Genomic DNA, 13,349 nt, shown 5'->3' with positions numbered 1-13,349 from the left:
TCCCCATGCGCCTGCTCGCCGCTGCCCTGGCATGCGCGGCCGCGCTCGGGCTCGTCGCGGCCACGACCCCCGAGCCCGCGCCACAGAGCAGTCCGCGGCCGGTCTCCGCGGAGCGAGCGGAGACCGGTGGGGACCTCGCATGGACCACCGCCGGTGATGCGGACGGCTTCCATGTCTTCGGCGCCCGGGAGTCGGAAGGGCACGACTGGCGCACCGTCACCTCACTGTCCGAACCCGGCATCGAGACCGACCGTTGGATCGGCAACGCCTGCCTGACGGCCTCCGGCCGCAGGCTCGTGGTCGTGTACGCCCCGCGGTCCTTCACGAACCGGCCGGAACTCTTCCTGCGCGGCGGGTTCACGGCGGTCGTGGACCTGGACACCGGAGCCGTGCGCAAGCTTCCGGTGCGGACGACGCTCGCGTACTACAACCCCGGGTGCGGGGCCGGTGAAGAGGCCGTGCTCACACAGGCGGGCGACAGCGACCTAGGGAAGACCCGCCTGATGAGGCTGGACGCGGCCTCGGGCACCCTGGAGGCTCCGGTCACGGCGGCCGGTCAGATCACGTCCGCCGTCCCGACCCCACAGGGGCTCGTCGCGGCCGGCGGCCCCCGACTGGTACGCGTGGACCCGGACGGATCACTGCACACCCTGGCCCGCTCGACAGGCACCCCCTTCGAGCTCCACCCCGACGACGAGGGCGGGGTGTGGTTCATGGACCGCACGCACGACCAGGTGCGCGTCCGACGCCACCACACCGACGGCACCCGCTCCTACGCCCTCGGCGCGACCGGCCACGTGGGCCTGTCCCCGGGAGCGGGCGGCCGGGTGTTCCTGACGGGCCTTCCGGGCGAGAGGCGCCTCCCGAAAAGCACCCTCCGCCCGGGGGAGACGGAGGGCACGCTGCCGGCGACCGCGTCCTGGCTCGCCGTGCCGGCCACGGCGGTCGCCTCCTCGACCGGCGCGCTCGCGGTCGCCGACACCGAGTACGGCGAAGGGCGCCGGGCCGCCGCCGGGCCGCGCATCACGACCGTGACCGCGCGCACCGGGCGACGGAGCGTGGAGGGGGTCGCCGACGAACGACGCGTGCCGGCCCTCCCGGAGCAGGGTCATGCCCCGTCGCCCAGCACCAGGGCGCGCACGCACGCCGGGCCGCGCGCCGTCGAGGACCCCCACGACCCCGTCGACGTCGACCGCACCTGCTCCATCGCCCGGGGCGACGTCCGTACGCAGGTCTACCAACCGACCCCTCACCAGGTGGAGTGGGCCGCCGACATGCTCGCCCAGGGGCGTCTCGACCTGGAGCGGCCGGCCGACTGGAAGGGCTCGGGCCTGCCCGCGTACGCGCCGCACCGCATGTTCCCGCCGGTTCCCCTCGCGGGCGGAGGACGGATCCCGGCGCAGATCCTGCTCGGCATCACGGCCCAGGAGTCCAACATGTGGCAGGCGTCCCGCCACACGGTGGAGGGGCTGACCGGCAACCCGCTCATCGGGAACTACTACGGCATCCCGTTCAAGGTCGCCGCCGACGAGAACCAGTGGGACGTGGACTGGAAGCACGCCGACTGCGGCTACGGCGTCACTCAGGTCACCGACGGCATGCGGATGGCCGGCCGGACGAAGCCCGGTGAGGTCGCCCTGCCGGCCGACCAGCAGCGGGCCGTCGCCGTGGACTACGTCGCGAACCTCGCGGCGGCCGCCCGCATCCTGGCCGAGAAATGGAACGAGCAGGCCGCGGTCGGCATGAGGGTCCACGACGGGGACCCCTCCCGCCTGGAGAACTGGTTCATGGCGATCTGGGCGTACAACAGTGGCTTCTACCCCAAGCACGGAGCGGGCGAGCCGTGGGGGCTCGGCTGGCTGAACAACCCGGCCAACGCTCACTACCGCGAGAACCGGCTGCCGTTCCTCGACGGCCGGCCGGGCGACGCCTCGCGCCCCCAGGAATGGCCCTACCCGGAGAAGGTCATGGGCTGGGCCGCGCACTCCATCGGCAAGACCACCGGCAACAACGGAGCCGGGTTCCAGCCCGCCTGGTGGAACACGAACGACCAGCGCTCCCAGGTCAAGCCGCCGCGGCTGCTGTTCTGCCAGGTGAAGGCCAACGACTGCAACTCCCACCTCATGTTCGTCCCCGACGACCCGTCGGTCATGCCCACGAAGGCCGGGGAGAAGCCCGAGCCGCCCAGCCACTGCGGGCACATCAACCCGGCCACCGGAAAGTACGACCTGAAGTGCTGGTGGCACGAGTCGGTGACATGGAAGAAGGACTGCGCCACGGAGTGCGGCCACGAGAAGATCCGGTTCGACGCGGGACAGCACTCCATTCCGCCCGACGTGGCGGTCCATCAGCCGAACTGTCAAGCCGAGGACCTTCCCCAGGGAGTCCTGGTCGTGGACGACGTCCCCGCGGACGTGCCCGCCGTCACCCCTGCCGCGTGTCCGCGCCGCAGCGACGGCACGTTCACCTTCGACTTCGCCAAGGACGGCCAGACCGGGGACTTCCTCTCCAAGGTCGACCTCCACCAGATCGGCGGAGGATTCGGCGGCCACTTCTGGTTCACCCACAGCCGGGCCGGAGCCCTCGGCGACCGCCTGAAGGTGACCGGACGCTGGGAGCTCGGACGAGAGCTGGACGGCTGGGCCCGCGTCATGGTGCACATGCCGGATCACGGCGCCCACACCCAACAGGCCGCGTACACCGTCCACACCGCGGACGGTCCGAAGCGCCGGACCTTGCTCCAGCGCACGGAGGAGAACCGTTGGGTGCCCCTCGGCGCCTTCCGGTTCACGGGGCGACCGCGCGTCGAGCTGACCTCTGTCACCGGCGGTGCGCCCGACGGGAAGGAGGACATCGCCTTCGACGCGATCGCGTTCCAGCCCCTGCCGGGCAAGCCGCGGCATCAGGTCGTCACCCTCGGCGACTCCTTCGCGGCCGGCGAAGGCGCCTCGCCCATCACGGGGTCCAAGTACTACCCCGAGTCCGATCGCATGGGCCTGACGGTCTACCGCAACGCCTGCCACCGCTCGTACGCGGCGTGGTCCCGCAAGGCGCGTCTGCCGGACAGTCGTCATACGCTCGGATACCGGACGGACGTCTGGGACCCGGACGTCGACGCGCACCTCCTCGCGTGCAGCGGGGCCCTCACGCAGATGCTCCTGCCGACGGCCGCCCCTGGTCAGGAACCCGTACGCAATGCCTTCGGGCTGTCCGCCGAGGGCCAGCACCGCGAGCCCCCGCAGCTCGACAAGGGGTTCCTCGACGCGAACACCACGCTGGTCCTGCTGTCCATCGGCGGTAACGACGCCGGGTTCACGGACATCTTCACCACCTGCTACGTCACTGTGGCCTGCCACGAGAACCTCGTCCTGAACCTGGACGGCACGACGAGAAGGCGGATCACGGAGAAGGTGGCACCCTCGGTGAAGACGGCCCTGCAGGAGATCGCCAAGGCCGCACCCAACGCCAAGATCGTCGTCATGGGCTACGTGAAGCTGTTCACCGCCTCCTGCGATGCGACGTCCCAGCCCGGCCAGACCGCCGCCCTCAACCCGGAGGCCGGAGAGGTCAAGTGGATGGGCGAGATCACGCTCCACCTGCGCGACGAGCTCGCCGCCGTGGTCAAGAACCTCCGCGAGTGGCCCGACCGGCTGGACGTCCACTTCACCGATCCGATCGACCGGTTCGGAGCACGAGGCGTGTGCGGGAACCCCGAGGCGGTCAACGCCGGCATTCCCAAGCCCACCCGCGGTGAGGGGGAAGAGGGCGGATTCCCCGGCCTCAACCCCCCGATGAGCCAGCAGTCCTTCCACCCCAACGAACTCGGCACGACCATCCTCGCCGACGCCCTCACCACCGACCTCCCGCTCTTCGGCTACCCCGGCGCGGGGTAGGGCCGCGGAGCGAGGGTTCCGAGCGCCACGGGGCGGGACGCCGTTCCGCCCCGATCGGCGCGTAGAGTAGGGGCGGGCGCGGTGTGATCATGAGGAGTATGGGTGACCGCCGTCAGCCTTGAGCAAGCCACCGTCCCCGCCGACACAGGCGAGGTGACCCTCCTGATAGCCCGCCGGGTGGAGCCCGGTCACGAGGCCGCGTTCGAGCTGTGGGCGAGGGGCATCCTCGACAGTGCGGCCGCCTTCCCCGGGCACCTGGGATACGGGCTCTTCCGCTCCTCCGGCGGTGACGCCCCGTGGTTTCTCGTCCACCGGTTCCGGGACGCGGAAGCATGCCGGACCTGGCAGGATTCGCCCGAGCGGGCGGCCTGGTTCGCCGACTGCCGGGGGCACCACCACACGGAGGTCGCCCGGCGCCAACTGACCGGCATGGAGACCTGGTTCGCCAAGCCGGGCTCGACACGGCCTGCTCCGCCCCGGTGGAAGATGGCGATCAGCGCGACCCTGGCGATCTATCCGATCTCCGTGCTCGGCAGCCTCTTCCTCGTACCACGCCTGACCATGCTCCCGGTCCTGCTCAGCAGTGCGGTCGTGGCCGGCGTCTTCAACGTACTGATGGCCTACGTGGCGATGCCCGCGGTGAGTCGACTCCTGCGCGGCTGGCTCACCCCCTAGGGGGTGTTTCGGCACTGCGTCCGTCATTTCATCTTCCGTATATGGAAACGGAGTTGGGGCATGCCTAGTGTCGTGCGCATGGCAACAGGAATCCTCACTGTGCGCCGTCACGTCGACCAGGGGCGCGCGGCGAGCGCCCTCTGTACGGTCGCCCAGGCGCGCTGAACGCCTCCTTCCCCGCGGGACTCCCACCGGCGCCCTCGCCCGGATCCTGCCGCACGCCCTCTTCCCCGCATCCCGGCCGGCGGCTCGTAGCCGCCCGCCCGTCGCGCCCCCGTGCGCCGACGTACCCAGGAGGAACGGACACCATGAGTGAGAACCGACGTCCACCGGTGAGCCGCCGCGGCTTCCTCGGCGGAGCCGCCGTCGCCGCCGCCACCGCGCTTCCCGGCCTCGCACAGATCGCCGGAGCCGCCCCCGCCGCCGCCGCGGTCCGCCCGAACATCCTGCTCATCGTCACCGACGACCAGCCCAAGCAGACCGAGTGGGCCCTGCCCAAGACCGTCGCCTGGCTCGCCGACCAGGGCGTGCGCTTCTCCAACGGCCATGTCACCACGCCGCTGTGCTCCCCCTCGCGCTCCAGCGTCTTCTCGGGACGACACGCCCACAACCACGGCGTGCGCAACAACAAGGCCTCGCACCAGCTCGACCAGAGCACCACCGTCCAGAGGTACCTCAAGCAGGCGGGCTACCGCACCGGCCTGTTCGGCAAGTACCTCAACTCCTGGACCCTGGCCGACAATCCGCCGCACTTCGAGGAGTTCGCCCTCCTCCAGCCCGGATACGTGAACGCCCAGTGGAACGTCGACGGCACCGTCCAGGCGATCAACGGCTACACCACCACCATCATCAAGAACCGCACGCTGAACTTCCTCGACAAGGCCGCCACCGACACCAGGCCCTGGTTCGCGTACGTCACCCCGTACGCCTCCCACGGTCCGCGCACCCCCGAGGCGAAGTACGCGGGCACCGCCGTACCGGACTGGAACGGCAGGCCCTCGGTCCCCGAGGGCGACCGCAGTGACAAGCCGGCCTACATCCGGAACGCCACCGGAACCCTCGCCGACGGCAAGGCCATCCGTGCCGAGCAGCTGCGCACACTGCTCTCCGTCGACGACGCCGTGCAGGCGTTCAAGGACAAGCTCCAGGACCTGGGTCAGCTGGACAACACCCTCGTCATCTACATCGGCGACAACGGCTTCAGCTGGGGCGACCACGGCTGGACCGCCAAGTCGGTGCCCTACCGCCCGGCGCACGAGGTGCCGTTCTACCTCTCCTGGCCGGCCGGCGGACGAGGCGCGGGGACCGTGGACCACCGCGTCGTCGCGAACATCGACATCGCGCCGACCATCCTCGACGCGGCCGGCATCACCCCGGCCGCACCCCAGGACGGCCGGTCCCTGCTCTCCTCCTACAGCCGCGACCACCTGCTGGTGGAGTGGTGGAAGCAGGGCACCGGCGCCGGCGGGGCGCCGACCTGGTCCTCGTACGTGGCCGAGGACAAGCAGTACACGGAGTACTACGACCTGACGACCGACGGGAACGGGACGGTGTCCGGCACCGGCCAGGTGACGTTCCGCGAGTACTACGACCTGTCGAGCGACTCGCATCAGCTGACCAACAAGCTCCACCAGGCCACCCCCGCCGAGGAGCAGGCCCTCGGCATTCCGGCCCTGGCCGCCCAGCTCGCCGCCGACCGCGTGTCCTGACCCGCCCCACGACCAACGGCCCCCCACGCCCCCCCCGCGAGCACCGTCGGCCGGGCATCCGTGCGACCACGTACGGGTGCCCGGCCGACCCCGTCAGGACCCCAGCACCTCCACGTGGTCGCCACGCCCGGTGGCGATGGCTGCACCGCCTGGGCGCCGAGACCGCGCATCTCCTGACGCCCCCCCCGGGGGGGGCGGCTCCGCGTGCGGGCGCGCCGGGTGTCAGTCGGTGATGTACCAGTCGCTCCTGAGGTACTCCAGGGTGCAGCTGCCGAGGTCGCTGTCGGAGAAGGTGGCGGCGGACCTGACCGCTGCGGCCGGCATCTCGATCTTGCCGGGCCCGAGTACGACGACGCGCTGAGGGTCGACGGTCGCGGTCTGCAGGGCCTTCTTCTGCGCGGGCGAGATCATCTGGAAGACGGCGACGTACGTCGACGTGCACGGGCCGAGTCCCTGGTCCTCCGCCTGCTTCGCGGCGGGCCCGGCCACTTCGCAGACCGTGTCGATGTCCTCATGGCCCAGGGCGTGGAGGTACTGCTCGTACCGCCGGATCGCGCCCTCCTTGGTCTTCGGCGAGGGCTGCTCGCCGGTCGAGGTGGCCGACGGCTTCTCCGTCCGAGCGGATGCGGACGGCGTGATCGGCGCGGCCGGCGGCTCTTCGGCCTGCGCGGACGCGGACGTGGAGGCGGACGGCTGTGAAGGCTTCGCGCCCGCGTCCTCCTTCGAATCCGTCGGACCGCACGCGCACGCCACCAGCGCCACGCAGGCCGATACCGCCACGTTCACCATCGTGCGCGCTCTCATCCGGTTTCCTCCGGTCCCCTCACCACCAGCCGACAACACATCAAGTGGTCACGCAGGATACGGGGGAACGGTTCCTGAGCCGGACGGAGCCGACTGCTGCCGGGGCGACTACCGGGCTGACTACCGGGCCGGCTTCTGGGTCGCCCATTGGAAGATCGGCGTGGACGGTGTGTACGTGCCGTCGAGGACGTGCTTCAGGTAGCGGCCTGCGTTGCCCAGGTTCTCCTCCCCGGAGGCCGCGGCGGCGTCGACTGCGGGGCGCGCCCGCCGGGCGAGGTCGGGCTCGATGAAGGTGGGGGCGCGGGCGAGCCGGGCGGCGGCGGGTGTGGCGTACCGGCGGTCGCGGACGGTGCGCACCATGTCGTAGCGCGAGTCCATGCGGTCCCGGCCCCCGAAGGCGTACGGCGCCTCCTTTGGTCGGCGTACGCCGAGGAAGGGCCGGCCCTGGACATGGTCGGGGACGTCGACGCCGGCCAGGGCGAGGACCGTCGGCCCGTAGTCGACGGAGGTCACGGCGCTCTCCTCCACGAACCCGGCGGGTCGCGGCGCGAGGTGGGCCCATTTGGGCGGTACGCGCACGATGAGGGCGGTGCGCATTCCCTCGTCGTAGCAGTACCGCTTGCTGCGCGGCAGGACGCCGCCGTTGTCGGAGCAGAAGAAGACGATGGTGTCGTCGGCGAGGCCTGCGGCCTCCAACTCCGCGAGACGGTCGGCGACATGGCCGTCCATGGCCTCCATCGCGTCGTAGTGGTGCGCGAACTCCCGGCGGATCTCGGGGGCGTCGGGGAGGTATGCGGGCACCCGCACGTCCGCCGGGTCGGTCCGGCCGTCCCCGGCGAGGAAGAGACTGGACTCGTGGGTCGTCATGTCGTTGAAGGCCGCGAAGAACGGGGCGCCCGCGGGGCGGTCGCGGTAGTGGGCGGTGGCGCTGGACTCGTCCCAGGTGGCCGCCATGTCCACGACCGCGTTGTAGTCGGTCTTGGAGTTGTTGGTGGTGTAGTACCCGGCCTGGCGCAGGTACTCGGGGAAGCCGCGCAGGAAGTCGGGTGTGCGGCCGATGGCGCGCATGTGCTCTGCGGGGCCTGCGCTCCGGGGGCTGACGCCGGTGAGCAGCGCGAACCGGGACGGGGCGCAGACGGGGGCGGCGGAGTACGAGTGCTCGTACCGGATGCCCTCGCGGGCGAGCCGGTCCAGCGTCGGGGTCCGGGCGACCTCGTCTCCGTACGCGCCGATGAACGGGTAGTGGTCCTCGGCCACCAGCCAGAGGATGTTGGGGCGGTCGCCGGGACCGGGACCGGGGCCGGGTCCGGAAGCGGAGTCGGGACGGGGTGTCGCCGCCTGGGCCGCGGTGGCGGCCGGCGCGGTCAGCGCGGTGGCGGTCGCGCCGGCGAGCGCGGCGAACGCTCGCCGGGAGAGCGGCGAGCTGCCAGGGGTGTGAGCTGCGGGCATGGGCGTGCTCCCTGGTCGGAGTCGGACTCGGTCGGCATCTGGCCGTGACGGATGCGCGAGCGCCGGAACTGCCCTTCCGGCCGCATGTCCCTCGCCTCTGGTGTGCGTGCTCACGTGCGCGAGTCGATTGAAATCGGCGGTGACGCGTGGGGACAACAGGTGGAGAAGCCGCCTATCGAGGTGTTCGTGTTCTCGTCACACGACCACCGCGCAAGGGGGAAGGGTCGTTCGCCGACGAGCGGCTCTGGATGAACCTCGGGTAACTGGTGGCCGCACAGGGGTTGTCAGTGCAATTTCACATTACTATGTTACACGGCACACGGTTCGATGAGCCTTCGTCAAACACCGTGCGCACCACAACAGTTCTCGTCACACCCATTGACGTTCCCCCACCACTCATGGAGTTCTGTTGTCCATCCACAGACGTGTGCGTTCGTCCCTGCTCACCTCCGCCATCGCGGTGACCCTCCTGGCCTCCTCGGGTCAGACCGGGGCCTCCGCGACCGACACGGACGCCCGCGCCACCGCTGTCCCCGCCGCGGCGACCGGCGCTCCGGCCGCCCCCCGGGCCGAGCACGGAACCAACCCGTTCGACGAGGTGGAGCGCCTCGCCACCGCTCCCCGCAAGACCTTCGGCCCCGCGCCCGCCCCCGGGAACCTCGTCACCGGCCGCGTCCCCGGCCGGGCCCCGGCCAAGGCCACCGCCGCGCGGACCTTCTCGGCCGGCACCACGACGACCGCCGCCGGCGTGCCCTGCACCCTCGACGGGATCACCGGGCTCGGCCCCGAGCGGTTCGCCGACTTCCTCGCCGACCCCGCCGTCCTCGCCGACGACTGTCTGCGCGGTCTCATCTGGACCTGGGACGCCCGGCTCACGCCCGTCATGTCCGACGCCCACGTCCAGGCCGTCGCCCGCCGAATATCAAGCCTGGCCGCCTCCCACGACGGCCGTAACTCCTCGCACCTGGAGGAGATGTTCACCTACCTGCACGCCGTCGCGTACCACGACTACTCCCGCGACGAGATCGACACCACCGACGCACCCACCGTGAACGCCGTCCGCCAGGCGGTCGCCGACTTCGGCAACGCGGCCCGCACCTTCGACGTCACGAAGAGCAACGCCGTCACCCTGCGCGAGGCCCTCTACGCGGCCAGCGCCCCCGGGCTGCGGCAGCACCAACTCGGCCTGATCAAGCGGGTCCTCGCCACGATGGACCCCTCGCACACCGCCACCCACCTCGACCCGTCCTGGGCAGGGGCCGCGCTCGCCGCGCTCTCCGTCAACTACCTGGGCGTCTACCCCGGCAACCAGGACGCCGCCTTCCAGGCCGCGGCCGCCGCCGACCCGGCGTACCGCGCCGTCTTCAAGGCCTTCGGCGGCTACAGCCACCTGAAGGGCACCGCCAACGACTGGGTCGCCCGCGACGCCCTCGGCGAGTACGGCCGCTTCGGTGAGATCCCCAGCCTGCGGACGGAGATCACCGCCGAACTCGGCGGCCTGCTCGGCCAGGCCGTGACCACCTTCGGCCGTGGCAGCCAGCAGTGGGCCAAGATCGTCTCCTGGCTCAACTACTTCGACGCGTGCAAGCCGTACGGCGTCTGCAAGGCGGACATCGAAGCGCAGATCTTCCCGTACACGTACACCTACGACAACGGCGCCATCAAGGTCCGCACGGGGCTCGACCGGGCCACCGTCGACCAGCTCTACTACGCGAGCAAGCAGGTCAAGGCGCAGTTCCACCGCGTCCTCGGCAGCGACCAGCCGCTCGCCGGCGACCCCAACACCACCCTCACCATCGTCCTGTACGGCTCCCGCGCCGACTACGAGAACTACCACCCCATCCTGACCGGGATGGACACCAACAACGGCGGCATCTACATCGAGCGCGGCGCCACCTTCTACACCTACCAGCGCCGGGTCCCGCAGGACTCGTCCCTGACGCTCGAAGAGCTCTTCCGTCACGAGTACACCCACTACCTCAACGGCCGCTACGCCGTCCCCGGCTTCTTCGGCGAGGGCCCCTGGTACCAGGGCGACCGCACCACCTTCATGGACGAGGGCACCGCCGAGTTCTTCGACGGCGCCACCCGCGACGACGGCATCAAGGTCCGCAAGTCCCTGGTCCGCGGCGTCATCAACGACACGGCCGGCGGCGGCCCCCGGATGAACCTCCGGCAGATCCTCAACGCCACCTACGACGGCGACGGCTTCCGCTTCTACAACTACGCCGGAACGTTCTTCGAGTTCCTCTGGAACGAGAAGCCCTCGCTGATCCGCGAGATGTACACCCACCTGCGGAACAACGACGTGGCCGCGTACGACGCCTGGCGCGTCCGCCTCGGCAACGACGCGGGCCTGCAGAGCGACTACAACCGCTTCCTCGACACCCAGATCGCCAAGGTCGACACTCTCTACGTCCCCAACACCGTGTTCACGCCCAACGCCCAGCTGCGCGACGCGGCCCTGGACACGGTGAAGTCCACCTTCGCCACCGCCACCTCCAACACCCCCGACTGCGTCGAGAAGGGCGAGCCGGGCAAGCGCCGGTTCGTCTGCACCGGCCGGATCACCGCCAACCTGTCCAATTGGGGCAGCCCGGACCAGAACTTCAAGGACATGTCCGAGACGGTCGACTACTTCATCCTCGACCGCGCGGGCGCAGCCTCGAACAACCTGGCCGACATGAACTGCTCCTTCGGACCGATCGACATCTGGTCCACCAGGGTCGCCGGCACGTCGAGCTTCAGCTGTGAGGGTCCCCTCCGCAGCTGACCCACCCCGTCCGGGCCGGTCCCTCCACGGGGAGGGGCCGGCCCGGCGTACACCCCGAACCACCTTCCCGGAGGCCGTACTTCGTGAGCACCACCCCGCACACGGTTCGCACCACCGACTACCACACCGCAGGCGAGCCCTTCCGGATCGTCGACGAGGACCTGCCCCCGATCCCGGGCGACACCGTCGCCGAGCGCCGCGCCACCGCCCTCACGACCGGCGGATCGGGCACGGATCCGCGACCCGGCCCCCTCGACGACGTGCGGCGCCTCCTGTCCCGGGAGCCGCGCGGGCACGCGGGCATGTACGGCGGCTTCATCGTGCCCCCCGACGACGACGGCGCCCACTTCGGCGTGCTGTTCTGGCACAAGGACGGCTACTCCACCGCCTGCGGCCACGGCACGATGGCCCTCGGCGCCTGGGCCGTCGACACGGGGCGCGTCCCGGCTCCCGCCGACGGCGACGTCTCCGTACGGATCGACGTGCCCTCCGGACGCGTCACCGCCGCCGTGCACCGCGCGGACGGCCGCACCACCGGCGTCACCTTCCGCAACGTCCCGACCCGCATCGTCGCCCGAGACGTCAAGGTGACCACCACGCTCGGCACCGTCGACGCCGACCTCGCCCACTCCGGCGCCCTCTACGTCTCCGTCGCCGCCCGCGACCTCGGCCTCGACGTCTCCGTGCCCGCCCTGCCCGAACTCGTCCGCGCCGGACGGGAGATCCGTGCCGCGCTCCCCGCGCACGACGTGTACGGCGTCATCCTGTACGAGGAGCTCCCCGACACCCCCGAAGGGCTCCACCAGCGCAACGTCACCGTCTTCGCCGACGGGCAGATCGACCGCTCACCCTGCGGCTCGGGCACCTCCGCCCGCCTCGCCCTGCTCGGCGACGACGGACGCCTCGCCGTCGGGGACACCCTGCGGCACGAGTCCGTCGTCGGCACCCTCTTCACCGGCCGCCTCCTCGCGGCGGGCATCACCGAGGTCAGCGGAACCACCCACCGCACCGGCACCCACACCTTCGTCCTCGACCCGGACGACGCGCTGGGAGCGGGGTTCCTCCTGTGAGCCCGCCCCTCGTCCTCGACGCCGCGACCATGGCCCGCCTCATGGGGCCCGCGACGGTGACCGACGTCCTCGCCGACGTCCTGCGGTCCGGACTCGACCCCGACGCCGGACCGCCCCGCTCGGCCGTTCCGGTCGCCGCCGGTGAACTCCTCCTGATGCCCGCGGCCTTCGGCTCCTTCGCGGGCGTCAAGGTCGCCGGAGTCGCCCCCGGCAACCCGGCGCGCGGTCTGCCCCGCATCACCGGCTCCTACCTCCTGCTCGACGGCGCCGACCTCCGGCCGCTCGCCCTCCTCGACGGGGCCGCGCTCACCGAACTGCGTACGCCGGCCGTCTCCGCCCTCGCCGTCCGCGCGCTGACACCGGCCGACCGGCCCCTGCGCCTCGTCCTCTTCGGGGCGGGCCCCCAGGCGTACGGTCATCTGGAGGCCGTCCTCGCCGTCCGCGAGGTCGCCGAGGCCGTCGTGGTCGCACGCGAGCCGGTCGGCGGACGCGCCCTCGCCGGGTACGCGCGCACCCTCGGCGTCCTCGCCCGTACCGGCACGCCCGACGAGGTGGCCAAGGCCGATCTCGTCGTCTGCTGCACCACGGCCCGGGAACCGCTCTTCGACGGAACCCTGGTGGCGCCCGGCGCCACCGTCGTCGCCGTGGGCTCGCACGAGCCGACCGTCCGCGAGACCGACACCGCGCTCGTGGTCCGGTCCGAGGTCTACGTCGAGGCGCGGACCGCCGCGCTGCGGGAGGCGGGTGACCTCCTCGTCCCGCTGTCCGAGGGGGCGATCGGGGCCGACCACATCGCGGGCGACCTGGCCGACCTGGTGACCGGTCGCCGGCAACCGTCGGCCGGACGTCCGCGCTTCTTCAAGAGCGTGGGAATGGCCTGGGAGGACCTCGCCGTCGCCACCGCCCTGTACCGGGCCGCCCGTTCGGCTTGAAGACACCGGTGCCCCGGTCCCGCGCGTACGCGGGACCGGGGCGT

Annotated in this window: 8 protein-coding genes; 6 read left to right on the top strand and 2 right to left on the bottom strand. The window is 71.5% G+C overall.

Going from position 1 to position 13,349, the window contains the following annotated elements:
• The first annotated feature begins 5 nt into the window (after nucleotides 1-5).
• The 3 genes from OG514_RS36155 to OG514_RS36145 all read left to right on the top strand — a co-directional run bounded on the left by OG514_RS36155 (nucleotide 6) and on the right by OG514_RS36145 (nucleotide 6,277).
• Nucleotides 6-3,893 carry an SGNH/GDSL hydrolase family protein gene (locus tag OG514_RS36155; RefSeq protein WP_266902077.1) on the top strand — a complete coding sequence of 1,296 codons (3,888 nt, stop codon included), beginning with the start codon at nucleotides 6-8 and terminating at the stop codon, nucleotides 3,891-3,893.
• 102 nt (nucleotides 3,894-3,995) lie between these two features.
• Nucleotides 3,996-4,568 (top strand): antibiotic biosynthesis monooxygenase, encoded by a 573-nt coding sequence (locus tag OG514_RS36150; protein WP_266902075.1) that lies wholly within the window; start codon nucleotides 3,996-3,998, stop codon nucleotides 4,566-4,568.
• 308 nt (nucleotides 4,569-4,876) lie between these two features.
• Nucleotides 4,877-6,277 carry a sulfatase gene (locus OG514_RS36145; RefSeq protein ID WP_266902073.1) on the top strand — a complete coding sequence of 467 codons (1,401 nt, stop codon included), beginning with the start codon at nucleotides 4,877-4,879 and terminating at the stop codon, nucleotides 6,275-6,277.
• A 222-nt stretch (nucleotides 6,278-6,499) separates the two neighbouring features.
• On the opposite strand, the gene OG514_RS36140 is transcribed toward OG514_RS36145, so the two are convergent.
• A complete protein-coding gene (locus tag OG514_RS36140) occupies nucleotides 6,500-7,081 on the bottom strand; it encodes a hypothetical protein (RefSeq protein WP_266902071.1) in 582 nt (193 codons plus the stop codon).
• Nucleotides 7,082-7,201: 120 nt separating this feature from the next.
• Entirely contained in the window at nucleotides 7,202-8,530 is a 1,329-nt protein-coding gene (locus OG514_RS36135) for a sulfatase (RefSeq protein ID WP_266902069.1), read from the bottom strand.
• Between the two features lie 427 nt (nucleotides 8,531-8,957).
• Here OG514_RS36135 and OG514_RS36130 point away from each other — a divergent pair, with 427 nt between their 5' ends.
• The 3 genes from OG514_RS36130 (at nucleotide 8,958) to OG514_RS36120 (ending at nucleotide 13,305) form a co-directional block, all read left to right on the top strand.
• Complete coding sequence (locus OG514_RS36130; protein WP_266902068.1) at nucleotides 8,958-11,303, top strand: collagenase; 2,346 nt, start codon at nucleotides 8,958-8,960, stop codon at nucleotides 11,301-11,303.
• 83 nt (nucleotides 11,304-11,386) lie between these two features.
• Nucleotides 11,387-12,373 carry a proline racemase family protein gene (locus OG514_RS36125; RefSeq protein ID WP_266902067.1) on the top strand — a complete coding sequence of 329 codons (987 nt, stop codon included), beginning with the start codon at nucleotides 11,387-11,389 and terminating at the stop codon, nucleotides 12,371-12,373.
• Nucleotides 12,370-13,305 (top strand): ornithine cyclodeaminase family protein, encoded by a 936-nt coding sequence (locus OG514_RS36120; RefSeq protein ID WP_266902066.1) that lies wholly within the window; start codon nucleotides 12,370-12,372, stop codon nucleotides 13,303-13,305. The genes OG514_RS36125 and OG514_RS36120 overlap by 4 nt, the downstream gene beginning before the upstream one ends.
• The last annotated feature ends 44 nt before the right edge of the window (nucleotides 13,306-13,349 follow it).

Origin of the sequence: Streptomyces sp. NBC_00572, from assembly GCF_026341815.1 — a bacterium.
Lineage (GTDB): Bacteria > Actinomycetota > Actinomycetes > Streptomycetales > Streptomycetaceae > Streptomyces.
This window is presented reverse-complemented; position numbering and strand designations above follow the sequence as displayed.

Coding starts and splice junctions, on each gene's coding strand:
- OG514_RS36155 (WP_266902077.1), top strand. CDS start 6: ATGCGCCTGCTCGCCGCTGCCCTGGCATGCGCGGCCGCGCTCGGGCTC.
- OG514_RS36145 (WP_266902073.1), top strand. CDS start 4,877: ATGAGTGAGAACCGACGTCCACCGGTGAGCCGCCGCGGCTTCCTCGGC.
- OG514_RS36140 (WP_266902071.1), bottom strand. CDS start 7,081: ATGAGAGCGCGCACGATGGTGAACGTGGCGGTATCGGCCTGCGTGGCG.
- OG514_RS36135 (WP_266902069.1), bottom strand. CDS start 8,530: ATGCCCGCAGCTCACACCCCTGGCAGCTCGCCGCTCTCCCGGCGAGCG.